26 protein-coding genes and 1 tRNA gene are annotated in these 21,486 nt (G+C 67.1%); 17 read left to right on the forward strand and 10 right to left on the reverse strand.

Annotated elements, in window-relative coordinates:
- Positions 1-36: 36 nt before the first annotated feature.
- Positions 37-2,775, reverse strand: a complete 2,739-nt coding sequence (gene polA / locus DMB80_RS16915) for a DNA polymerase I (protein ID WP_240431238.1) — start codon at positions 2,773-2,775, stop codon at positions 37-39.
- Positions 2,776-2,877: 102 nt separating this feature from the next.
- Between polA and DMB80_RS16920 the strand changes: the two genes are divergently transcribed.
- Positions 2,878-3,675: an alpha/beta hydrolase gene (locus DMB80_RS16920; protein WP_111510918.1), complete on the forward strand. Its 798-nt coding sequence runs from the start codon at positions 2,878-2,880 to the stop codon at positions 3,673-3,675.
- Positions 3,672-4,256, forward strand: a complete 585-nt coding sequence (locus DMB80_RS16925) for a TetR/AcrR family transcriptional regulator (RefSeq protein ID WP_162938575.1) — start codon at positions 3,672-3,674, stop codon at positions 4,254-4,256. Before DMB80_RS16920 ends, DMB80_RS16925 begins: the two co-directional genes overlap by 4 nt.
- Here DMB80_RS16925 and DMB80_RS16930 read toward each other — a convergent pair.
- Entirely contained in the window at positions 4,234-5,121 is an 888-nt protein-coding gene (locus DMB80_RS16930) for a LysR family transcriptional regulator (protein ID WP_111510920.1), read from the reverse strand. The genes DMB80_RS16925 and DMB80_RS16930 overlap by 23 nt on opposite strands.
- A 70-nt stretch (positions 5,122-5,191) precedes the next feature.
- On the opposite strand from DMB80_RS16930, the gene DMB80_RS16935 reads away from it, so the two are divergent.
- The 4 genes from DMB80_RS16935 to DMB80_RS16950 all read left to right on the forward strand — a co-directional run bounded on the left by DMB80_RS16935 (position 5,192) and on the right by DMB80_RS16950 (position 7,901).
- Positions 5,192-5,860: an alpha/beta fold hydrolase gene (locus tag DMB80_RS16935; RefSeq protein WP_111510921.1), complete on the forward strand. Its 669-nt coding sequence runs from the start codon at positions 5,192-5,194 to the stop codon at positions 5,858-5,860.
- 62 nt (positions 5,861-5,922) lie between these two features.
- On the forward strand, positions 5,923-6,357 hold the full coding sequence (locus DMB80_RS16940; RefSeq protein ID WP_046363846.1) for a Zn-ribbon domain-containing OB-fold protein: 435 nt from the start codon (positions 5,923-5,925) through the stop codon (positions 6,355-6,357).
- Positions 6,357-7,592, forward strand: a complete 1,236-nt coding sequence (locus DMB80_RS16945) for a lipid-transfer protein (RefSeq protein WP_111510922.1) — start codon at positions 6,357-6,359, stop codon at positions 7,590-7,592. Before DMB80_RS16940 ends, DMB80_RS16945 begins: the two co-directional genes overlap by 1 nt.
- A gap of 81 nt (positions 7,593-7,673) precedes the next feature.
- Complete coding sequence (locus tag DMB80_RS16950; RefSeq protein WP_111510946.1) at positions 7,674-7,901, forward strand: DUF167 domain-containing protein; 228 nt, start codon at positions 7,674-7,676, stop codon at positions 7,899-7,901.
- 93 nt (positions 7,902-7,994) lie between these two features.
- On the opposite strand, the gene DMB80_RS16955 is transcribed toward DMB80_RS16950, so the two are convergent.
- The 6 genes from DMB80_RS16955 to DMB80_RS16980 all read right to left on the reverse strand — a co-directional run bounded on the left by DMB80_RS16955 (position 7,995) and on the right by DMB80_RS16980 (position 13,827).
- Complete coding sequence (locus tag DMB80_RS16955; RefSeq protein ID WP_111510923.1) at positions 7,995-8,738, reverse strand: ABC transporter ATP-binding protein; 744 nt, start codon at positions 8,736-8,738, stop codon at positions 7,995-7,997.
- On the reverse strand, positions 8,722-9,549 hold the full coding sequence (locus tag DMB80_RS16960) for an ABC transporter ATP-binding protein (RefSeq protein ID WP_046363843.1): 828 nt from the start codon (positions 9,547-9,549) through the stop codon (positions 8,722-8,724). The genes DMB80_RS16955 and DMB80_RS16960 overlap by 17 nt, the downstream gene beginning before the upstream one ends.
- Positions 9,546-10,703 (reverse strand): branched-chain amino acid ABC transporter permease, encoded by a 1,158-nt coding sequence (locus tag DMB80_RS16965; protein WP_111510924.1) that lies wholly within the window; start codon positions 10,701-10,703, stop codon positions 9,546-9,548. The genes DMB80_RS16960 and DMB80_RS16965 overlap by 4 nt, the downstream gene beginning before the upstream one ends.
- Positions 10,700-11,710: a branched-chain amino acid ABC transporter permease gene (locus tag DMB80_RS16970; RefSeq protein WP_111510925.1), complete on the reverse strand. Its 1,011-nt coding sequence runs from the start codon at positions 11,708-11,710 to the stop codon at positions 10,700-10,702. The genes DMB80_RS16965 and DMB80_RS16970 overlap by 4 nt, the downstream gene beginning before the upstream one ends.
- 73 nt (positions 11,711-11,783) lie before the next feature.
- On the reverse strand, positions 11,784-12,995 hold the full coding sequence (locus DMB80_RS16975) for a branched-chain amino acid ABC transporter substrate-binding protein (protein WP_111510926.1): 1,212 nt from the start codon (positions 12,993-12,995) through the stop codon (positions 11,784-11,786).
- A 202-nt stretch (positions 12,996-13,197) separates the two neighbouring features.
- Positions 13,198-13,827 carry an ANTAR domain-containing response regulator gene (locus tag DMB80_RS16980; protein WP_111510927.1) on the reverse strand — a complete coding sequence of 210 codons (630 nt, stop codon included), beginning with the start codon at positions 13,825-13,827 and terminating at the stop codon, positions 13,198-13,200.
- A 97-nt stretch (positions 13,828-13,924) separates the two neighbouring features.
- Between DMB80_RS16980 and DMB80_RS16985 the strand changes: the two genes are divergently transcribed.
- Positions 13,925-13,998 (forward strand) — tRNA-Leu (locus tag DMB80_RS16985).
- Positions 13,999-14,025: 27 nt separating this feature from the next.
- On the opposite strand, the gene DMB80_RS16990 is transcribed toward DMB80_RS16985, so the two are convergent.
- Positions 14,026-15,159 (reverse strand): site-specific integrase, encoded by a 1,134-nt coding sequence (locus DMB80_RS16990; RefSeq protein ID WP_111510928.1) that lies wholly within the window; start codon positions 15,157-15,159, stop codon positions 14,026-14,028.
- Positions 15,143-15,661: a helix-turn-helix domain-containing protein gene (locus DMB80_RS28395; RefSeq protein ID WP_205538735.1), complete on the reverse strand. Its 519-nt coding sequence runs from the start codon at positions 15,659-15,661 to the stop codon at positions 15,143-15,145. The genes DMB80_RS16990 and DMB80_RS28395 overlap by 17 nt, the downstream gene beginning before the upstream one ends.
- Positions 15,662-16,131: 470 nt before the next feature.
- Here DMB80_RS28395 and DMB80_RS28160 point away from each other — a divergent pair, with 470 nt between their 5' ends.
- The 10 genes from DMB80_RS28160 (at position 16,132) to DMB80_RS28165 (ending at position 21,174) form a co-directional block, all read left to right on the forward strand.
- Positions 16,132-16,623, forward strand: coding sequence for a hypothetical protein (locus DMB80_RS28160; RefSeq protein WP_162938576.1), 492 nt, complete (start codon positions 16,132-16,134; stop codon positions 16,621-16,623).
- A complete protein-coding gene (locus DMB80_RS17005) occupies positions 16,620-17,708 on the forward strand; it encodes a tyrosine-type recombinase/integrase (protein ID WP_162938577.1) in 1,089 nt (362 codons plus the stop codon). The genes DMB80_RS28160 and DMB80_RS17005 overlap by 4 nt, the downstream gene beginning before the upstream one ends.
- On the forward strand, positions 17,705-18,415 hold the full coding sequence (locus DMB80_RS17010; protein WP_111510931.1) for a hypothetical protein: 711 nt from the start codon (positions 17,705-17,707) through the stop codon (positions 18,413-18,415). The genes DMB80_RS17005 and DMB80_RS17010 overlap by 4 nt, the downstream gene beginning before the upstream one ends.
- The gene (locus DMB80_RS17015) at positions 18,412-18,762 is read left to right on the forward strand and encodes a hypothetical protein (protein ID WP_111510932.1); all 351 of its coding nucleotides are present in this window, start codon (positions 18,412-18,414) and stop codon (positions 18,760-18,762) included. Before DMB80_RS17010 ends, DMB80_RS17015 begins: the two co-directional genes overlap by 4 nt.
- A complete protein-coding gene (locus tag DMB80_RS17020; RefSeq protein WP_111510933.1) occupies positions 18,759-19,061 on the forward strand; it encodes a hypothetical protein in 303 nt (100 codons plus the stop codon). The genes DMB80_RS17015 and DMB80_RS17020 overlap by 4 nt, the downstream gene beginning before the upstream one ends.
- On the forward strand, positions 19,054-19,389 hold the full coding sequence (locus DMB80_RS17025; RefSeq protein WP_111510934.1) for a hypothetical protein: 336 nt from the start codon (positions 19,054-19,056) through the stop codon (positions 19,387-19,389). Before DMB80_RS17020 ends, DMB80_RS17025 begins: the two co-directional genes overlap by 8 nt.
- 9 nt (positions 19,390-19,398) lie before the next feature.
- Positions 19,399-19,731 carry a hypothetical protein gene (locus DMB80_RS17030; RefSeq protein WP_111510935.1) on the forward strand — a complete coding sequence of 111 codons (333 nt, stop codon included), beginning with the start codon at positions 19,399-19,401 and terminating at the stop codon, positions 19,729-19,731.
- Positions 19,724-19,999 carry a hypothetical protein gene (locus DMB80_RS17035; protein ID WP_111510936.1) on the forward strand — a complete coding sequence of 92 codons (276 nt, stop codon included), beginning with the start codon at positions 19,724-19,726 and terminating at the stop codon, positions 19,997-19,999. Before DMB80_RS17030 ends, DMB80_RS17035 begins: the two co-directional genes overlap by 8 nt.
- The gene (locus DMB80_RS17040) at positions 19,996-20,922 is read left to right on the forward strand and encodes a hypothetical protein (protein ID WP_111510937.1); all 927 of its coding nucleotides are present in this window, start codon (positions 19,996-19,998) and stop codon (positions 20,920-20,922) included. Before DMB80_RS17035 ends, DMB80_RS17040 begins: the two co-directional genes overlap by 4 nt.
- A gap of 87 nt (positions 20,923-21,009) precedes the next feature.
- Entirely contained in the window at positions 21,010-21,174 is a 165-nt protein-coding gene (locus DMB80_RS28165; protein ID WP_162938578.1) for a hypothetical protein, read from the forward strand.
- The last annotated feature ends 312 nt before the right edge of the window (positions 21,175-21,486 follow it).

Consider the following 21,486-nt stretch of genomic DNA (forward strand, 5'->3'; position numbering starts at 1 on the left):
CACCACATTATGTAGGTGTGCATATATAGCAGATGTTCAGTGCGCCGCGGTGTCCCAGCTGCGGCCGTACCCCACCGACACCTCCAGCGGGACGTCGAGCGCATAGGCGCCACCCATGTGTTCGCGCACCAGCGCTTCCAACGCGTCCCGTTCGCCGTCGGCGACCTCGAAGAGAAGCTCGTCGTGCACCTGCAGCAGCATGCGGGAGTTCAGGCCGGCGTCGGAGATCGCGCGGTCCACGTTGATCATCGCGACCTTGATGATGTCGGCGGCACTGCCCTGGATCGGCGCGTTCAGCGCCGCCCGCTCCGCGGCTTCGCGCACGTTGCGGTTGCTGCTGTCGAGTTCGGGCAGGTAGCGCCTGCGACCGAACACCGTCGAGGTGTAGCCGTCCTTGCGGGCCTGGTCGACGACGTCGCGCAGGTAATCGCGGATACCGCCGAAGCGGGCGAAGTACTGATCCATCTGGACCTTCGCCTCCTCGGTGGAGATCTTGAGCTGCGCGGACAATCCGTATGCGCTCAAGCCGTAGGCCAGGCCGTACGACATCGCCTTGACCCTGCGTCGCAGTTCCGCCGTCACCTCGTCGATCGGGACGTCGAACGCCCGGGACGCCACGAACGAGTGCAGGTCCTCACCCGTGTTGAACGCCTCGATCAGCCCCTCATCGCGGGACAGGTGCGCCATGATGCGCATTTCGATCTGGCTGTAGTCGGCGGTCATCAGCTCGCCGTAGCCCGTGCCCACTGAACCGCCGACAACGAAGGCGTCGCGGATCCGGCGGCCCGCCTCCGTGCGGATCGGGATGTTCTGCAGGTTGGGCTCGGTCGAGGACAACCGGCCGGTGGCCGCGATCGTCTGGTTGAACGTCGTGTGGATCCGGCCATCGCCGGCCACCGAGTTCAGCAACCCGTCGACGGTGACCTTCAGGCGCGTGGCGTCTCGATGGGCCAGCAGATGCTGCAGGAACGGGTGGCCGGTCTTGTCGAAAAGGCCCTGTAGCGCGTCGGCGTCCGTGGTGTAGCCGGTCTTGGTGCGCTTGGTCTTCGGCATCTCCAGCTCGTCGAACAGCACCACCTGCAGCTGCTTGGGTGAGCCGAGGTTGATCTGCTTGCCGATCACCGCGTAGGCGGCCTCCGCGGCGTCGCGAATCTGGCCGGCGAATTCGCTCTGCAGCGCGGTGAGCATGTCCAGATCGACGGCGATGCCCGCGGTTTCCAGATCGGCGAGCACCCGTTGGACGGGCAGCTCCATGCTGCCCAACAACGCCGAGGAGTCGATGCGGGCCAGCTCCTCATCGAGGGCGTCGGCGAGATCCTTGACCGCATTGGCCCGCAGCAGCAGCGTCTGCACCGCTTGGTCGTCGACGCCGTCGCTGTCGTCGAGCAGCGAAAGTTGTTGCTGCTCAGCATTGTCGGCACGCAGTTCACGCTTCAGATACCGCAGCGAGAGATCGTCGAGGGTGAAGCTGCGCTGACCGGGCCGCACCAGGTAGGCCGCGAGCGCGGTGTCGGAGGTGACACCGGCGAGCGTCCACCCCCGGCCCTGCAGATCGTGGATCGCGAGCTTGGCCTCGTGCAACGCCTTCGGCTGTGAGGGGTCGGCGAGCCAGGACGCCAACGCGGGCTCGTCCTCGGGACTGAGCGAGGTCGTGTCGATGTAGCGGCCGTCGCCGTCCGGCGCGACCAGCGCGAGCGCGGTCGCGTCGCTGTCGAACGCCAGGTGGTTGCCGACCACCGCGATGCCGAAGCGGCCGCCGTCGGCGTGCTCGGCGAGCCAGGCCGCCAACGTGCCGGGCGCCAGGGCTTCGCCGCGCACCTCGAAGCCCTCGTCCACTTCGGGATCGGCCGAGGCCAGCGTGTCGAACAACCGGTCGCGCAGCACCCGGAACTCGAGGTCGTCGAACAGGCGGTGGATCTGGTCGCGGTTCCAGGGCTGCATCCGCAGCGTGTCCGGAGTCTGGGCCAGCGGGACGTCCTTGACCAGATCGGTCAGCTCGCGGTTGAGGATGACGCTGGACAGGTGCGCGCGCAGCGCGTCACCGACCTTGCCCTTCACCTTGTCGACGTTGTCGACGAGGGACTGCAGCGTTCCGTACTCCGAAATCCACTTGGTCGCGGTCTTCTCCCCCACGCCCGGGATGCCCGGCAGGTTGTCGCTCGGGTCGCCGCGCAGGGCTGCGAAATCGGGGTACTGCGCCGGCGTCAGCCCGTACTTCTCGACGACCGCCTCAGGGGTGAACCGCGTCAGCTCGCTGACCCCCTTGCGCGGATAGAGCACCGTGACGTCGTCGCTGACCAACTGCAGCGAGTCGCGATCACCGGTGACCACGAGCACCCGGTAGCCCTCGTTCTCGGCCTGCGTGGCCAGCGTTGCGATGATGTCGTCGGCCTCGAACCCCGCCTCGGCCAGCACCGTGATGCCCAGCGCCCCGAGCACCTCCTTGGTGATGTCGATCTGTCCGCGAAACTCGTCCGGGGTGGCCGACCTGCCCTCTTTGTACTCCGGGTACTTCTCCTTGCGGAACGTCTGCCGGGACACGTCGAAGGCGGCGGCGATGTGGCTGGGCTGTTCGTCGCGCAGCAGGTTGATCAGCATCGCGGTGAAGCCGTACACCGCGTTCGTGGTGAGCCCGCCCTGGGTCTTGAAGTTCTCGGCAGGCAGGGCGTAGAACGCGCGGAAGGCCAGCGAATTGCCGTCCAGCAGCATCAGGGTCTGTTTCTGATCGGTCGCCGATGCGGTCTTGGCTGGGCTCACGGCCTTCACTCTAGGCATCCCGACCGACACGGCGACCGGCGGGAATGAACGCGAGGTCGGGGCGGTTACAGCAGATGCCCTTCTTATGTAACATCGTTCTATAACGAGCAGGAGCCCGTCATGACGAACATCGTCTTCATCCACGGCCTGTGGGTCGCCCACACCGCGTGGCAACCCTGGATCGACTACGTCGCCGAGCACGGCCATTACGCCGTCGCCCCCGCCTGGCCCGGCGAGCTGCCGACGGTCGAGGAGACCCGGCAGAACCCCGCGGCGCAGGCCGGCGTCGGCATCGACGAACTGACCGCCCACTTCGCGAAGGCTGTCGCCGAGTTCGACACCCCGCCGGTGGTGATCGGCCACTCCTTTGGCGGCCTGATCGCCCAGAAGCTACTGGGCGAGAACAAGGCCGCGGCAGCCATCGCGATCGACCCCGCCCCGATCAAAGGCGTGACGGGACTGCCTCTCGCGCAGTTGCGCTCGGCGTTCCCGGTGCTGGGCAATCCGCTCAATCGCGGGCGCGCCAAGGGCCTGACGCGGGCACAGTGGCGGTACGGCTTCGGCAACGCGTTGAGCCAGGAGGAATCCGACGCCCTGTGGGAGCAATGGTCGATCCCTTCCCCGGGCAAGCCGTTGTTCGAGGCAGCCGGCGCCAGCCTCCACCGCCACTCGCCGGCCGCAGTCGACACCGCCAACGCCACGCGCGGACCGCTGCTGATCACCGCCGGATCGGCCGATCACACCGTGCCGCACGCGACCGCCGAAGCGGCGCACCGGTTGTACCGTAGCGATGCCGTCACCGACTTCCACGAGTTCGAGGGTCGTGGCCACTCGCTGACCATCGACCACGGGTGGCGCGAGGTCGCCGACGACGCGCTGGCGTGGCTCGCGCGTCAAGGCATCACCGAGGCGGCGTGACGGTGACCCGGCGCCGCACCGCGAGTGAACAGGTCTCGGCCGCGCTGTTGAGCGCGGCCGAGACGGTCCTCGACCGCGACGGTGCCGGCGCGGTGACGGTGCGGTCCGTCGCCCGAGAGGCCGGGGTGGCACCGATGGGCGTCTACAACCGATTCACCAGCAAGGACGGTCTGCTCGCCGCCCTCGCCCTTCGGGCATTCGACGATCTCGCCGCTGCGATCGACGTGGGGTCCGACACCGGTAGCCCGGCAGACCGCCTGCGCCGCGCCTGCCAGGGGTACCGCCGGTTCGCGCTCGCCCATCCCGCGCGCTATGCACTGATCTTCGCCACGGGATCACCCGCCGCAGACCCGGCCTCGCCCGTGACCACTCGGGGCCGCGAGGTGTTCACCGTCCTGGTCGACATGGTCGCCGGGCTCGCTCTGCGCGCCGATCTCGACCCGGTGGACGCAGCCCAGGCGATGTGGAACGGCCAGCACGGCGCAGTCACCCTGGAACTCGCCGGGGTGAGTCAAACATCAGATGCAGCAGCATCTTTCACCGAGACGATCGACGCGCTCATTCGCGGTCTGCAGACCTGAGGGAACGGCGCGCCAACGCGCAGAACGCTCGCGCAGCCGGGCCGGCGGAGTCACGGCGCCACGCCCACACCAACCGTCCGCGCAGCGTCGGCGTCAGCCGCAGGGCATGCAGGCCGGCGTCCCCGCGCGCCATCGACCGGGGCAGGATGGCGACGCCCAGTCCGTGGCGGGCCAGGTCGGCCAGCTCCTGCGGATTGGTCGCCTCGAAGCCGATTCGTGGCTGCACGCCCGCCGCCGCACAGGCCTCGTCGAGGCGGGATCGCAACCCGGTGCCGACGGGCAGCGAGATCAGCGGCAGTTCGCACAGCTCGGGCAGCGTCACCGTCGCGCGTCGCCGTAGCGGATGGTCGAGAGCGACTGCGGCCTCGATGATTTCGTCGGTGATGGGGACACCGTCGAGCCCGTCGGGCATCACGTCGGCGGCAACTGACACGATCGCCAGGTCGAGCCGTCCATCGGCGAGCCTGCCGAGCAGCTCATCGGAGTTGTCCGTGAGCAGGGTCAGCTCGACCTGTGGATGGTCACGGTGGAAATCGGCCATCAGAGCGGCGACGTCCACTGGATGCAGTGTCACCGTGCCGATCGCCACGGCGCCCCGAACGATGTCGGCCACCTCGTCGACGGCGTGCTGACCGGCACGGACCGCGGCCAGCGCGGCCCTGGCGTGGGGCAGCAGTGCCGCGCCGGCTTCGGTCAGCCGCACCTCGCGACTGGACCGCGTGAGCAGCTGCTGACCGACCATCCGCTCCAGGCGTCGGATCTGCGCGCTCACCGCGGGTTGCGCCACCCGTTCGCGCTGCGCGGCCCGGGTGAAGCTGCCCTCTTCCACGACAGCGACCAGATACTCGAGCTGACGCAGCTCCATAACGATCGATTATAGGAACGAGAACGAAGATGTATTGGACTTATGGCCGACCACGGTTCACCGTGGAAACATGACCACGTACGTACTCGTTCCCGGAATGTGCCACGGCGCATGGTGTTTCGATGACATGGCCACCGCGCTTCGCGCGGCCGGTCACCACGTCGTAGCCGTCACGCTCAGCGGCGTCGCGGAGCGCGCCCACGTGCTGCCCGGCGGGGTGAATCTCGACACTCACATCACCGACGTCGTCGCCGCCATCGATCCCACCAGCGACGGACTCGTCCTGGTCGGGCACAGCTACGGCGGGATGGTGATCACCGGTGTCGCCGACCGCATCCCCGAGCGGGTGGACTCGCTGGTGTTCATCGACGCTGTGGTGCCCCGCGACGGCGAATCCTGTTGGGATCTGGTCAACGACGACGAGCGGCGCTGGTATCTGGACGTCGACGAGAGCGGCTTCGGGGTGCCGCCGCTGCCGTTCTTCGACGCGCGAGCGACGTCGCACCCACTGGCGTCGGTACTGCAGAAACTGAAGCTGCGCGGTGACCTCGACCGGCTCCGGCAACGCACCTACGTCTATGCGCTCGACTGGCCCGGCGAATCCCCGATGCGCCTGTCCCACGACCGCGTCCGCGACGATCCGGCCTGGATCACCCATGAGCTCGACGGCAAACACAACCTGATGCGCGACAGACCCGACGAGCTGCTCGACGTCCTGCTGGCGTCGAGCCCTCGGTAGCCTTCGAGCATTTGAATTGGAACACGTTTCAGTTTTCCGCCGGGACTGGGTACGCTGACCGCGTGTCAGCTTCCACGCAACCCGCCGTCGACGGCTGGTTCGCCACCGATGGTTCTGGCGAGGCCTACCTCATCGGCGCCAAGTGCCATCAGTGCGGGACCTACGTCTTTCCCCCACGCGAGAACAACTGCCCCAATCCCGGCTGCGACGGCGACGACCTGGCCCAGGTGCCCCTGTCGCGGCGCGGCACGCTGTGGAGCTACACCGAGAACCGCTACGCACCACCGCCGCCGTACCCCTCGCCGGATCCCTTCGAGCCGTTCGCCGTCGCCGCGGTGGAACTGGCCGCCGAAGGACTGATCGTCCTGGGCAAGGTGGTCGAAGGCACGCTCGCCGCCGACCTGAAGGTCGGTATGGAGATGGAGTTGACCACGATGCCGCTCTACGTCGACGACGACGGCACAGAGCGCATCGTTCATGCCTGGAGGATCGCCTGATGGCACCGGATCATTCCCCCGAGTCGCTTCGCTCCGGCCCGCCGGAACCCGTCTACATCCTCGGTGCCGGTATGCACCCGTGGGGCAAGTGGGGACGCGACTTCACCGAGTACGGCGTCGTCGCGGCCCGCGCGGCGTTGGCCGAGGCCGGATTGGACTGGAAGCAGATCCAACTCGTCGCCGGGGCCGACACCATCCGCAACGGCTACCCCGGCTTCGTCGCCGGTGCCACGTTCGCCCAGAAGCTGGGCTGGAACGGCATTCCCGTCACCTCGAGCTACGCAGCCTGCGCCAGCGGATCGCAGGCGCTGCAGAGCGCTCGCGCGCAGATCCTGGCCGGACTGTGCGACGTTGCGCTCGTGATCGGCGCCGACACCACGCCGAAGGGCTTCTTCGCTCCGGTCGGCGGTGAACGCAAGAACGACCCGGACTGGCAGCGCTTCCACCTGATCGGCGCCACCAACACCGTGTACTTCGCGCTGCTCGCCCGGCGCCGGATGGATCTCTACGGCGCGACGCTCGAGGACTTCGCGAACGTCAAGGTCAAGAACGCCCGCCACGGTCTGAACAACCCGAATGCGCGCTACCGCAAGGAAGCATCCGTCGAGGACGTGCTGGCCAGCCCTGTGGTGTCCGATCCGCTGCGGCTCCTCGACATCTGCGCCACCTCCGACGGTGCGGCCGCGGTGATCGTGGCCAGCAAGGCGTTCACCGAGAAGCACTTCGGTTCCGTCTCCGGTGTTCCCTCGGTGCGCGCGGTGAGCCTGCAGTCGCCGCAGTACCCTCAGCATCTGCCCGAATTGCCCGATATCGCAACGGATTCCACCGCCGTCGTGCCGGGTCCCAAGCGAGTGTTCAAGGACCAGATCCTCGATGCCGCCTACGCCGAGGCGGGAATCGGACCCGAGGACCTCAGCCTGGCCGAGGTCTACGACCTGTCCACTGCGCTGGAACTGGACTGGTACGAGCACCTCGGACTGTGCAAGAAGGGTGAGGCCGAGCAGCTGCTGCGCAGCGGCGCGACCACCATCGGCGGCCGCATCCCGGTCAACGCCTCCGGCGGGCTGGCGAGCTTCGGCGAAGCCATTCCCGCGCAGGCCATCGCTCAGGTCTGCGAACTCACCTGGCAGCTCAAGGGACAGGCCACCGGCCGTCAGGTCGAGGGTGCGACCGTGGGCGTCACCGCCAATCAGGGCCTGTTCGGCCACGGCTCTTCGGTCGTCGTCGCCCGGTAGCTGCCCGGCGAGCGCGCGGGTCTGCACACGACACGCCGCGACACACTGGCATTTCGCGTGCGCTCGCGGCTGAATGAGCGGGTGGCAGATGTCATATCGGTGCGGGTGAAACCCGGCAGCACGAAGGGACCGCTTGTCGAGACGGGCCCCGACGGCACGCTGACGATCTATGTACGCGAGCGCGCCGTGGACGGCAAGGCGAACGAGGCCGTGATCCGGGTGCTTGCCGAGCATCTCGACGTGCCCCGCAGCCATGTGACACTCGCCTCGGGTGCCACGTCGCGACTGAAACGCTTTCGCGTCGACTAGCGCTCGCTCACACCGCAACGACGGCGCGTGGAATGCCAGCCGGAGCGGCGCGTCGTTGTACAGACACGCGCGCTCGCCGAAGGAGGTGACCCCTCAGGCGACGCCGAGGTAGGCCGCGCGAATACTGTCGTCTGCCAACAACTCTCGGGCGTTGCCCGACCGGGTGACCTCACCGGTCTCCAGGATGTAGGCCCGGTCCGAGCGGCTGAGCGCCTGCTGGGCGTTCTGCTCGACGAGCAGCACGGTGGTTCCGGTCGAGTTGATCTCGGCGATGATCTTGAAGATCTGCGAGATGACCATCGGCGCGAGACCCATCGACGGCTCGTCGAGCAGCAGCACCTTGGGTCGCGCCATCAACGCCCGGCCGATCGCGAGCATCTGCTGCTCTCCCCCGGACAGCGTGCCCCCCACCTGGGTCTTGCGCTCCGCCAGCCGCGGAAACGTCTCGAGAATCCAGTCGAGCTTCTCGTCGTGCTCGGCTTTCGACGCGAACTTGCGCCCATAGCAACCCATTTCGAGATTCTCGAGGATGGTCATGCCGGGGAACACGCCGCGCCCCTCGGGCGCCTGGATCAGGCCGTCGGTGACGCGTCGGTGCGCCTTCACCTTGCTCACGTCCTGCCCGTCGAACCACACCGAGCCCGACGTCAGCGGCAGCAGCCCGGAGATCGCCCGCATCATCGTGGTCTTGCCCGCGCCGTTGGAGCCGAGCAGCGTGACGAGCTCGCCCTCGTGCACCGTCAACGACACCGAATGCAGCGCCTTGATCCGGCCGTAGTGCACTACGACATCGCGGGCCTCCAGCAGCACCGGTCGGGACTCAGCTGAGCTCGTCATCGGGCACTCCCAGGTAGGCGGCGATGACCTTGGGGTCCTCGCGGATCTCGGCGGGCAGGCCGTCGGCGATCTTGCGACCGAACTCCAGCACCACGATGCGGTCGGTCACACCCATCACCAGGCGCATGTCGTGCTCGATCAGCAGCACCGTGTAGCCGTCGTCGCGGATCTTGCGGATGAGGTCGATCAGCGCCGACTTCTCGCTCGGGTTGAACCCGGCAGCGGGCTCGTCGAGGCACAGCAGCTTCGGTTCGGTGGCCAGGGCGCGGGCGATCTCGAGGCGCCGCTGATCACCGTAGGAGAGGTTCTTGGCCTTCTCCTCGCCGCGATGCGCGATGCCGACGAAGTGGAGCAGCGCCGCCGAACGTTCGATCGCCGAGCGCTCTTCGCGCCGGTGCCTCGGCGATCGGAACAGCGCACCAGGCACCGACGTCCGATGCCGCGCGTCGGTACCGACCATCACGTTCTCCAGCGCCGTCATCTCCCCGAACAGCCGGATGTTCTGGAAGGTGCGGGCGATGCCCCGCCGGGTGATCTGGTGCCGTTTGATCCGTCCCAGCGTCTCACCGTCGAAGGTCACCGACCCGGCGCTGGGCCGGTACACACCGGTGATCGCGTTGAAGCAGGTGGTTTTTCCCGCCCCGTTCGGTCCGATGAGGCCGAGGATCTCGCCGCGCCGGATGTCGAACGTCACCGAGTCCAGCGCGGTCAGACCGCCGAACTGCACCGTCAGATCCTTGGTGGCGAGCAGCACCTCACCCTCGTCGGCCGCGATCTCGCGGTGTACGCCGGCCAGGTCCTCGATGCTCATCGCGCCGACTCCTTCTCCGACGGGCCGGTTCTGAGCAGATTGCGCGCCGCCTTGCCGTAGGTGAGCAGCTGCTGGCGAGCCGGGAAGAAGCCCTGCGGCCGGAAGATCATCAGGACGACGAGCGCCAACCCGAAGAAGAGGTATTTCAGGTTGCCCATGTCGATGCCCAGGAAGTGCACGCCGAGAAGGCGATTGGGCAGGTAGACGATGATGAACGCGCCCAGGATCACACCGAGTTTGTTGCCCTGGCCGCCGAGTACGACGGCGCACAGGAACAACATCGAGTTGATGATGTTGAACGTCGGCGGTGCGACGTACTGCACCTGGCCCGCGTAGAGCGCCCCGGACAGCCCACCGATCGCCGCGCCGATCGTGAACGCCCACAGCTTGAACTTGAAGGTGTTGACGCCCATCACTTCTGCGGCGTCCTCGTCTTCGCGCACCGCGATCCAGGCTCGCCCGACCCGGCTGCGTTCGAGATTGCCGACCAGCAGCAGGATGATGACGATCAGCAGCAGTCCCACCCAGAACCACCAGGTGCCGTAGTTGGCGTCGCCGGTGGAGTTCGACACGGAGAACACGCCGCGCGGGTTCTTCTCGGTCTCCAGGATGTGCGGGAAGGCGACTCCGTTGAGGCCGCGGGGCCCGTTGGTGATGTCGGCCAGGTTGTCGGCCAGCAGGCGGATGATCTCGCCGAAGCCGAGTGTGACGATCGCCAGGTAGTCGCCGCGCAGCCGCAGCGTGGGGAAGCCGAGAATCAGCCCGGTCAGTGCGGTGACGGCCATCGCCAGCGGAACACACGACAACCACGCCCACGGCTCGCTGAAGAAGCCCGTCGCGCCCATCCGGTTCCACGGGCTCTCCGGGCTGGTCAACAGCGCGACCGTGTAGGCGCCCACCGCGTAGAACCCGACATACCCGAGATCGAGCAGACCCGCCTGTCCCACAACGACATTGAGGCCGATCGCGATGATCGCGACCATTGCGAACTGCGCCATCGTGCCGCCGAAGCTGATGCCGGGAGTGTCGATGAAGGGCGGGGTGAACAGTGGCGACAGCCCGACGCCGAGGAACAGGATGACGCCGAACACCCACTTCTGCGGACGCGACAGACCGTCCCACCAGTCCGTCACCCTCGAGATGAAGCCGCTCATGCTCGTGCCTTTCCGAGGCTCTCGCCGAGTATGCCCGTCGGGCGCACCAGCAGCACCAACACCAGCAGCACGAACGCCACCACGTCCCGCCACTGCGTACCGAAGACGGCCTGGCCGTAGTTCTCCATGATGCCCAGGATCAGACCGCCCAGGAGGGCGCCGCGCAGATTGCCGATACCGCCGAGCACCGCGGCCGAGAACGCCTTGATGCCGAGCAGGAAGCCGCCCGAGTAGATGATGCCCTGGGGAACCTTGAGCGTGTACAGCAGTGCTGCCGCGCCGGCGAGCAGTCCGCCGATCAGGAACGTCGTCATGATGATGCGCTCCCGGGACACCCCCATCAGCGTGGCGGTGGTCGGATCCTGCGCGACGGCACGGATGCCGCGGCCGAACTTGGTGCGGTTGATCGCGATGTCGGTCAGCACCGCGAGCACGAGTGCCGCGACGATGATGACGATCGTGACGTTGGAGACGGCCACCCCGAAGAAGGTGAACTGAGTCTTGGGCTGCACCAACACGATCGGCTGCTGAGCGTTCGGCCCGCCGTAGCCCGGGATCAACTTCGGCAGGATGAAGAGCACGAACTGCTGCAGCACGAACGACATGCCGATCGCGGTGATGAGGAACGTCAACGAGCGGGCGTGACGTTTCCGCAGCGGCCGGTAGGCGATGAACTCCAGACCGACGGCCGCGCCGCCGGAGACGAGCATCGCGAACAACATCGCCACGCCGAGATAGACGACGGTCAGCAGCACCCCCTTGTTGTAGGCGTTGCCGCTGGGGGTGAAGCCCAGGATCATGTCCAGCGCGAAATACGCGCCGAACATGCCGAGCATGAAGATCTCGGAGTGGGCGAAGTTGATCAATCGCAGCACCCCGAACACCAGGGTGTAGCCGACCGCCACCAGGGCGTAGATGGCGCCCCAGGACAATCCGTCGATCGTCAGCTGCCAGAAGCTGTCGAACAGCGCCCCGACGTTGAAGTTGATGTTGGCGGCCAGGAACATCGGTGTGGCGTACTCCTCAGGGAGTGCAAAACGCGTCCGAGCCATCAAGCCCGGACGCGTTTCGCGTCAACAGTTACTGAACCTCGTACATCCAGATCAGCGTCGTGGTGAGCTCACCAGCGGGGGTCCACTGGTACTTACGAGCCACGCCCTGGCCGTCGTAGTTGCGCACGAAGTCGAGCAGCGCGGGCCGGGTGATCGCCCCGGAGTCGATGCCCTTGAGCAGGATCGTCCCCAGGTCGTAGCCCTCGGTGCTGTACGTGCCGGGCTCCTGGTTGAACTTCTTGGTGTACTCGTCGGCGAAGGCACCGGTGGCCGGGCCGCACGGGCAGGACAGCAGCGCGCCCTTGGAGGATTCACCGGCCTGCTTGACGAACTCGGGGTCCTTGGTGCCGTCGGCGCTGACGAACTTGCCTTCGAAGCCGCCGTCCTTGAGCTGCTGGATGAACGGTGCCGCCTCGGCGTAGTAGCCGCTGTAGAACACCGAATCCGGCCCTGCACCCTTGACCTGCGTGACGGCGGCCGAGAAGTCCTTGTCGCCCTTCTTGACCGAGATGTTGCATGCCGCGTCGGCCACCGGGCCCAGCGTGTCACGCACCGCCTGAGCCAGGCCCAGGCCGTAGTCGGTGCTGTCGTCGACGACGCACACCTTCTTGTTGGAGAGCGTGTTCTTCAGGTAGTTGGCGACCGAGGGGCCCTGCACGCCGTCGTTGGCCAGCCCGCGGAAGAAGGTCTTCCAGCCGTTCTCCGAGAGGGTCACGTTGGTCGCCGACGCGGTCGCGGCGACGAGGCCGGCCTGGTCGAAGACGCCGCCGGTGGCTTTGGTCTCCCCGGAGAACGCCGGCCCGACGAGACCGATCGTGTACTGGTCGTCGACGATCTGCGGCGCGATGGCGGTGGCCTTCTGCGGATCGCCTTCGGTGTCGAACGGCTTGAGCTGCACCTGGCAGCCCGGGTTGGCGGCGTTGTGCTTGTCGATCGCCAGCTGCACGCCGTTCTTGATGTTGATGCCGAGCGCGGCATCGGGACCGTTGAGCGCCCCGGCCATCGCGATCGACACCGGCGGGCAGGTGGCCTTGCCGTCACCGGCCGGATCGGCCGGTGCCGCACCCTCGGCGGCCTTGACCTCCGCGCCGTTCTCGTCGATCTGCACCTTCTCGACGATCTTCAGATTCGCCTGCGACGCCTGCTCCTCGGGCGCACCCTGACTGCAGCCGGCCAAGGCCAGCACAATCAGGCTCGCTCCCCCGAGAGCAAATGCATTGCGTGCCACGCGACCGCGCACGTCCCACCTCCGGTTCATGTGTTGATCGACACCGACGTGCCTCCCCCGGACGGTGTTGGCGGCGGTGCTTCGCCGACGACCATAACCAACGCATCGCCGTGGTGCGCGATGTTGAGGAACGCGCGGCGCGCATCCGGCGCCCGAATCCGATATCTGGCGGTTCCGGAAACGCAGTCTTAACGGACGGGGTGCTGTTCTGCCGTCATTCCGCGGGTGCGGCGGCCTCGGCGGCCGGCGGGTCCAATGTTTCGAGGACGACCTCGGCGACACGCTTCATCGTGGTGCGGCGGTCCATCGCGGCCCGCTGAATCCACTTGAACGCCTCCGGTTCGGTCATGTTCTGCTTGCTCTGCAGCAAACCCTTGGCCCGTTCGACGAGCTTGCGCGTCTCCAGGCGGTCGGAGAGGTTGGCGACCTCTCTCTCCAACTCGGTGATCTCGCTGAACCGGCTGACCGCCACCTCGATGGCCGGGATCAGGTCGGTGATGTTGAAGGGTTTGACCAAATAGGCCATGGCGCCGGCGTCGCGGGCGCGCTCGACGAGCTCGCGCTGGCTGAAGGCGGTGAGGATGACGATCGGCGCGATGCGCTTGGCGGCGATCTCCGCGGCGGCATCGATGCCGTCGCGCCGCGGCATCTTGACGTCCATGATCACCAGATCAGGCCGCAGGGATTCGGCGAGGTCGACAGCCTCCTGACCGTCTCCGGCCTCCCCGACGATCTCGTAGCCCTCCTCGCGCAGCATCTCGGCCAGGTCCAGGCGGATCAGCGCCTCGTCCTCGGCGATGAGCACTCGGTGCGGCGCGGCGGCATCTGTCGGGGACCCAGTCATGCTCCACATTCTGTCCGGCGAAGCCCGAATGAGCGAGCGCGGGGCCATCCTCTAAGGTGAGAGGCCGCACTGAGCGCCGCAACGCAACGTGCAGGACGCCCCCGTATCCCAACTGGCAGAGGAAACGGATTCAAAACCCGTCCAGTGTGAGTTCGAATCTCACCGGGGGCACAACCACTTGACTCTAAACGACGCAGGTCAGACGCTTGCGGCTGTCGGCTTCTCGGCCGGAGGCGCCGGTTTTGCCCACAATTTGCCCACGGACTCATCCAGTTTGGCTGCAACACCGCTCAGATCGTCATCGAACAGATCGGCGTAGACGTCCAGCGTCATCGCGGCCGACGCGTGGCCCAGCATCCGTTGCACCACCTTGACGTTGGCGCCCGCGGAGATGGCCAGCGACGCCGCGGTGTGCCGCAGCGCGTGTGCGGTGATCCGCGGGAACGTCGGGTCGGCAGCCATGCAACGGTCGACCGCACCGGACAGCCACGACTTATGCGACGACGGCGGCCCGAGGTGTCCACCCGATTGCGATGGCCAGATGAGGTCACCGCGGGCTTTGCCTTCGCAGCACACCGAGAGGGCGTCGACGACGAAGCCCGACAGCGGCACGGTGCGGTGGTGCCCGGTCTTGAGCGTGCCGACGTGGACCTGGCGGCCGACGAGGACCGCGTTCTCGTGGAGCTCTACGCGGCGGCGCAGGAAGTCGATGTCGGCGACGCGTAGCGCGGCGGCCTCGCCCCACCGGAGGCCGGCGGTTCCGAGCAGCAGCACGAGCGGCCCGTACTGGCCGGCCTCGACGGACAGGGCGTGGAGCTGCGCGGCGGTGAGGTAGGTGTTGCGGCGCTTCTGACGTGTCGGGAGCTTGACGCCGCGGGCGGGGTTGGCAGCCAAAAGTCGATCGCGTACAGCGTCGTCGATGATGCGCGCCAGCACGGAGTAGGCGGTGGCCACCATCGACGCGCTGAGGGGCAGGGCCGATACCCAGGCCTGGACGTCGGTGTAGCGGACATCGGAGATGCGGGTGCGGCGCCACCGCGGTTCGACGTGAACCCGCCAGGCCGACTCGTAGGAGCGGAATCCGCTGGGCTTCATGTGGCCGCGTTGCCGCTCGAGCCAGAGCGGTCCGAGTTCGCCGATGGTGACGCGGCCGAGCGTCGGCGCGACGTACTCGCCGCGCATCTTGGAGACCTCGACGGTGGCGGCGAAGGCTTCGGCGTCGCGTTTGGTGGTGAAGCCGCGTTTGTCGGTTTGGCGACGGTCGGGTGTGCGGTAGCGGACGCGGTATTTGGTTGCGCCGCTGGCGGTCTGGTACTTACTGATCGTTGCCACGCGCCGCTCGCCGCCTCTCGGTCAGCTCCTGCTGCATGTATTCGGCGACCTCGCGGAGGACCCACCGGGGCAGGGCGTCCTTCGCGAAGTCCACCCACTCGTGCAGGGCAATGTCTTCGATCGCGCCGGGATCTATCAACGGGTCCTCCGCGCGGAGCCATGCCCACAGCTGCGCAGCGGTCGGGCGACCGGCCAGCCCAGGCACTTCGACCTTCTGCTCGGGGTCATCAAGCGGGTACGGCATCAGCAGAGTGATCGGAGAGATCTGTAGCGCCAGTGCCAGTGCGAACAGGTCGTCGACGTCTACCCGCCGCTCCCCCGCCTCGATACGCCGCAGCCCGAGCGCGGGAATTGGCCGGCCAGCATCCTTCATGCGCTCAGACAGCTCGGTCACCGGCATCCGGCGCTTCTCTCGGATGCGAATGAGGTTGCTGCGCACCGTCTCGCCGATATCGCCCAGTGGGCGCGCCTTGGTCCCGCGCGCCTTCTCACTTTCCGCCATGGGTGCACCATAAGTGATCCGTTCTGATAAGACCGCTCTTCACACTTGACTTTTTCCAAATCTAACATCACAGTTATCAGTTGTGATCACTCTGATCATCAGATAGGAGATTTTTCATTCATGGACAGTGGAGCGCTACCAGCGGTGATGACAGCCGCTCAGGTGGCTGAATTTCTTCAGACCACGGTGGCGGCCCTCGCTCAGGATCGCTACCTCGGGCGCGGTGTTCCGTACGTGAAGGTGGGCGATAAGCGGATTCGGTACCTCAGGGAGGACGTACTGAAGCATTTGCGAGACAACAGGATCGGTGCCGCATAGATGCGCGAGTATCCGAACTTCGAAGACCTCGGCCTGGTCGACGACGACCACACCGAAGACATGCGAACGGCCCCCGTCATCCCCGGTGCGCCAACACCGGGCGGGAGCCGCAGCAACCAGTCAACCCCTGAAGACCGAAAGGCATAACCATCATGACACAGAACATCGATACCGCGACGACCTGGCGTGACCTCGCCGATCAGCTCACGGCCGAGCAACTCGCCATGCTGCGCTACTTCGACGAGCGCACTCTCGACGGCGTCGCACAAGAATTCGTCCGGCAGAACGAGGCCGAGGCCGCGCTGAAGGCCAACTACGACCCCGACCGCGAGTCGGAGCTGATCAACGAGCGTCTGGCCGACTTCCCCTTGCCGGCCGGCGAACCGCATGCAGACGAGTGGTACGCGGTGAGGGACAGCGACGGCGACGCGACCAGGAACCTTGAGTGGGCGTCTTACAACCTCGAGGACAGGCGCGGGGTGGGCGCCGACGTCGCTGGCACGCAGTGCGAGGACGGCACAGTCAGCCGATACGTCTACGTCTACGCCGCGGATCAGGCGCTGAAGGCCAGTCAGGCCCGCGCACTCGCGCGGATTCTCGACACCGCCGCCGACACACTCGACCAACTGGAGCGCGCCGAGTGAGCGGCGACAACGAGGCGCGAATTGCCCGGGCCCGCGCTACGCGCGCCGGCCTACGCCTGTCCCAGCGGCGCCGTCTATATCGGCTCATCGACGCCACCGGAACCGTTGTGCATTCAGGGAGTCTGCGCGCCACCACCGCCTACCTGCTGCTCAACGCCCCGCCGCACCGACCGCCAGGACCGCCCCGACTGCCGACACCGCGGAAATGGAAGCCGGCTATCGACATCCTCCTCGCAGAGCTGGTGGCCGCCAGGCGCAGCCCCGCCACCATCGAGCTCCGTGTCCGCGCCATCCTGACCTACGCGCACGCCCACCCGGGAAGCGATCCGCGCACCGTGACGCGCGCTGAACTCGCTCACTACATCGGCAGCAGTGACTTCTCCGCTCGGTACGCCCACAACGTCCGGTCCTCACTGCGCATATTCTTCGATGCCCTGCAGGAGAACGAATTTCGGGACGACAACCCGGCTGCACGCCTGCCGAAAGTGAGAATCCCGCGGTCGCTGCCACGACCGTGCCCCGACGGTGCGATCCTGCACGCAATCCAGACAAACAGCGACCCCCGCGTGGCCCTGGCCATCCGCATCGCCGCAGAGACCGGGCTGCGGCGCGCGGAGATCGCGCGCATCAAGAGATCCGACGTCGAGGGTTGGCCCGGAAGCTACTCCCTTCGGGTGTTCGGGAAAGGTGGCCACGAGCGCACCATCCCCTTGGGCGACGACCTCGCCCGCACGCTCCGAGAGGGCGACACGGTTCACGTGTTCAGTTCACCATCCGGCGGGCACCTGACAGCCAACTACCTCGGCAAGCTGATCGGAAAAGCGTTGCCAGACAACTGGACTACGCACACCATGCGCCACCGCTTTGCGACGAAGGCGTATCAGCACTCGGGGGACATCCGTGCGGTGCAAGAACTCATGGGGCACAACTCGCCGACAACGACAGCTATCTACACCCAGGTCGATGACACCTCGCGGCGCGTCGCCGCCGCGGCAGCGCGAATAACTTTCGCGCCAGCGGAACTGACGTTGACCGAGACCCCCGTCCCTCTGATCCGCCAAGAAAGTGAGCCGACACAACGGTGAGCGGACAGCTCGTCGGTGAGGTGCTAGCCGCGTCAGACAGCCTGCGAGAACGCGGGCTGTCCGACGTCGGCTTCCACGCCCTCATCGCCATCGCCGAGAAGGCCAACACCTTCACCAGGCAAGCCTCAGTCCGATGGGACCACATCCGCGCGGGCCTCTTCGGAAAGTCGCAACGCACCGCCGAGAGGGCCATCCAGGACCTCAAGCGGAGCAAACTCATCGTGGTGGTGCGACCCGGCTTCAACACCAACCACGGCCGCGCCGCAGCCCCGATCTACGAGATCCTCCCGCTGACCGATCCCGCCACCCAGACGGCGGAATCGGTACGGGGCGATACCGACACTCAGATGGCGGTATCGGTGGGGGGCGATACCGCCAAACCGGAGGGGCGATACCGCCAAATCGGGGACCGATCCCGCCACCCAGATGGCGTACTTGACGTTTCTATTGACGGTTCTCTTGACGGGGGTGGCGGCGTCGGCGCTGACGGCATCGCCCGATGCGCTCGCCACCTCAACGAACTCCAACCCCCCAACTGCCCCGACTGTCAGCGAATCCGCGAAGAGAGCGAACTGGCCGCGGAGCGATGGCGGGCCGCTACGCGCGCCGCCATCGATGCGTGCGATTGCGACTACTTCGGGCGGCTCGACGACCTCACCGACTGCCCCCACCACGACAACTTCCGCATGATGGAGCGCGCTGGATGACCGAGCCCTCATATCTCGACCCGGCACGCACCCGCCACCTGTGCGACGTCGGCATGCCCGGATACCTGCTCAGCATTGCCCTCGAGTACGAGGGCACCGAACAGCCGCTACTCGTGCAACTTGCAACGCTTTTCCACCCCACCCGATCGACCTACCAGCGCGGACAGGACGTCGCGCCCCACGACCAGCTCGGCCCACTCCCCGAACGAATCCAAGAGCGCGTCGCGCTCTCACCGCTGCGCTGCGCCCGACAAACGAAGCGCGGCCGACGCTGCCGGGCCATCGTGCACCAACCCGGCACCGCGTGCGCACGCCACACTGACGCCAAGGATCGGGCCGCCCGATGAGCATCCTCGACCAGTTCCTCGAGTCACTGGCCGGTATCCCCGACCTGCCCGGGGCGCGATGCCGCGGCGAGCACGCCCTGTTCGACGCCGGCCGATCACACGAAACAGCGGATACCCTGCGGGACCGACACGGCCAGGCCCTCGCCATCTGCGCCCGCTGCCCCGCCCTGGACGCCTGCGGCCAGTGGGTCGACAGCTTGCCGAAATCCCAACGGCCACATGGCGTGATCGCTGGCCGACGCTACGTTATCGTCGACGGCCGCGTCCTCGACGTCGCAGCGCGAGGCCAACATGGCTGACGAAACGCACCGCACGCTGCTCGCACAGGCCGTGGACGGCCAGTTCCAGATCACTGGCGCCGGCCTCGCAGTCCTCCTCGGCATATCGCTGACCGAGCTGGCTGCCCGCTGCGGTGACCTCGAGCGCGGTTACGACGCGCTGCCGGTGGACCTGCAGCAGCTTGGGCAGCGCCGCAGCCGCGAAGGCCAAGCCCGCGGCGGCGCCAGCCACGCCGTCTACGTCCTCGCGTTCTGGGCGATCACCGACCTCGGCGATCGCCTCATCGAACTCGACCTCGACGAGGCGGCCGGCTCACTGTGGGCCGTCACCACCGAGCCAATCCGATAGCCCGGCGCCGTGTGGCTCTCCGACGACCAAAAGCGCATCACCGAATACCTCGCGCTCGAGGTAATCCTGAATCGGCAACGCCGCGGCCAACCCATCCCCCAAGCCATACGCGACCTGATCAGCGCCATTGCCGCTAGCGGAACTCCGGATTGCGCCGAACCTGCACACTCAGACCGTGATGACGACGACTGGATCGGTAGCCGGCCCGCGGCACGCATCCTGCGGTGCACCCCGCGCCGCGTCCGAGACATCGCCAACGACCTTGGCGGGCGAAAGACCGGCCGCGACTGGCTCTTTCACCGCCCAACAGTGATCGATTACGCGAGGAGCAAGAATGGCTGACGACGTCCTACGCGACATGGTCAAGCACTACCTGACCGAAATGCCGGCCGCCGACCGCGACGCCCTGGTCGCCGAGATCGCCAACCCCGCCGGCGGCGAACCCGGTGGCGGTGCGGGTGGCCCAGCCGGCGGCGACCAGCAGCGCCCCGAGCCGAAACAGACTCTCGCCGAACAGATCAAGCAGGCCAGCAGCGTGTCCGACGGCGCCGACCTGTACGCCCGAATGCACACCCAGTCCGAGGCACGCGAATACGGGCGCAACAAATGACCGACTACCACGCCGGCATGCTCGCCGCCATCCCCGGCTACACCGAACAGACCGCTCGCGTCCGCACGCTGAAGCGGTGGCACACCGCCGCCACCGACCACATCAGCGAAGTACAAACGGACGACCAGCTGCGCGACGACATGGTCAACCTCCTCACCACATCGGCAGCGCACGAGGACGTCAACCCACCCGACCTCTCGCCGCTAATCCTCGCCCACGAGAACGGCCGAAGCCGCGCCATGCGCGCCCTCAACGCGCACGCCGCCGCACTCGACAACGCCGAACGCGCCCTCGAATCCATCCGCAACGCCGGCACCGAACACGCCCTCGACTACCTCGAGGAACAGCTCGACACCCTCAAGGCGCAGTGGAGCAAGCTCGACATGGCCGCCGCCCCGAAGACAGCCGAAGCCGCCATCGACGCCGACCGGGTCAAGGAATACCGCACAGTCGATGGATTCGTGCGCAGCTACTTCGACTTCCGCGCCGCACACCGAGCACTCCTCAGCATCGACGCCCGCGGCCACGGCACCGGGAACTTCACCACCCAGCTCGCCCTGGTGGGCCAGATGCGCGACCACATCGACGCCGAACCCGAATGGGCGCGCCGCCGCCTCGTCGCGGCCAAGAGCAGCACCGCGGCCAACCCCATCGCCCGCTCACACGTTGAGTGGCTCAGCGCAGCACCACAGCCGATCGGTGACCGCGGCGGCCCCTCGACCCAGAATTACCTCGTTCCCTCGGGTGTCACCGCTGCGCAGTGGGTCGACCACGTCTTCCAGCACGACGTGTGGGTGCCCAACGCCGATCAGCTCGTCGACGCGTTCGAGCTCGCGATGCGCGCCTGCCGGCCACAGGTCGACAACGAAGTCGCCGGCCTCCTGCAAGCCCGCTACTACCGCGCCCGCGGCGCCGCCACCTGACCTGCCCGGGTGCTGCGGCGTCCCCCTCAGTCCCGCTGCAGCACCCGGGCAACACCCCAACAACCACACGAGGAAAGGAAACCACCCGTGGCACACAAGCAAGCGTTCAACAGCCAGCTCACTGGCCGCATGCAGAACCTCAACTACGCATACGGCGAATGGGTCAACGAGCTGTCAGAAGAGGACTACCTCGCCGAGCTCGACAGGACGAGAAACAACGGCAGGGCCAACGCCCTCCCGCCGACCAGCTGACGCCACAGACCTGCCCCCGGCCGGCGCGACGAGGTCGTGCAACACCTCGCTTACGCGACGCCGGGGGCAGTCCCAACACGAAAGGCCACGCACGATGACGACTCGAAATCCATCCCAGTCGTCGTCTCAGTGGCGTGTCCTGACCCCCTGGGGGAGACCCCCTGCCCCCGGCGTCGCGTAAGCGAGGTGTTGCACGACCTCGTCGCGCCGGCCGGGGGCAGGTCTGTGGCGTCAGCTGGTCGGCGGGGGGGCGTTGGCCCTGGCGGTGTTTCGCGTGCGGTCGAGCTCGGCGAGGTAGTCCGCTTCTGGCAG

This window comes from Mycobacterium kyogaense, assembly GCF_003254575.1.
Classification (GTDB): Bacteria; Actinomycetota; Actinomycetes; order Mycobacteriales; family Mycobacteriaceae; genus Mycobacterium; species Mycobacterium kyogaense.

Coding starts and splice junctions, on each gene's coding strand:
- DMB80_RS17035 (WP_111510936.1), top strand. CDS start 19,724: ATGGCTGACGACGTCCTACGCGACATGGTCAAGCACTACCTGACCGAA.
- DMB80_RS16970 (WP_111510925.1), bottom strand. CDS start 11,710: ATGTTCCTGGCCGCCAACATCAACTTCAACGTCGGGGCGCTGTTCGAC.
- DMB80_RS17025 (WP_111510934.1), top strand. CDS start 19,054: ATGGCTGACGAAACGCACCGCACGCTGCTCGCACAGGCCGTGGACGGC.
- DMB80_RS16930 (WP_111510920.1), bottom strand. CDS start 5,121: ATGGAGCTGCGTCAGCTCGAGTATCTGGTCGCTGTCGTGGAAGAGGGC.
- DMB80_RS16935 (WP_111510921.1), top strand. CDS start 5,192: ATGACCACGTACGTACTCGTTCCCGGAATGTGCCACGGCGCATGGTGT.
- DMB80_RS28160 (WP_162938576.1), top strand. CDS start 16,132: ATGACACAGAACATCGATACCGCGACGACCTGGCGTGACCTCGCCGAT.
- DMB80_RS17020 (WP_111510933.1), top strand. CDS start 18,759: ATGAGCATCCTCGACCAGTTCCTCGAGTCACTGGCCGGTATCCCCGAC.
- DMB80_RS17015 (WP_111510932.1), top strand. CDS start 18,412: ATGACCGAGCCCTCATATCTCGACCCGGCACGCACCCGCCACCTGTGC.
- polA (WP_240431238.1), bottom strand. CDS start 2,775: ATGCCTAGAGTGAAGGCCGTGAGCCCAGCCAAGACCGCATCGGCGACC.
- DMB80_RS16920 (WP_111510918.1), top strand. CDS start 2,878: ATGACGAACATCGTCTTCATCCACGGCCTGTGGGTCGCCCACACCGCG.
- DMB80_RS17040 (WP_111510937.1), top strand. CDS start 19,996: ATGACCGACTACCACGCCGGCATGCTCGCCGCCATCCCCGGCTACACC.
- DMB80_RS28395 (WP_205538735.1), bottom strand. CDS start 15,661: ATGGCGGAAAGTGAGAAGGCGCGCGGGACCAAGGCGCGCCCACTGGGC.
- DMB80_RS16945 (WP_111510922.1), top strand. CDS start 6,357: ATGGCACCGGATCATTCCCCCGAGTCGCTTCGCTCCGGCCCGCCGGAA.
- DMB80_RS16960 (WP_046363843.1), bottom strand. CDS start 9,549: ATGAGCATCGAGGACCTGGCCGGCGTACACCGCGAGATCGCGGCCGAC.
- DMB80_RS16965 (WP_111510924.1), bottom strand. CDS start 10,703: ATGAGCGGCTTCATCTCGAGGGTGACGGACTGGTGGGACGGTCTGTCG.
- DMB80_RS16955 (WP_111510923.1), bottom strand. CDS start 8,738: ATGACGAGCTCAGCTGAGTCCCGACCGGTGCTGCTGGAGGCCCGCGAT.
- DMB80_RS16980 (WP_111510927.1), bottom strand. CDS start 13,827: ATGACTGGGTCCCCGACAGATGCCGCCGCGCCGCACCGAGTGCTCATC.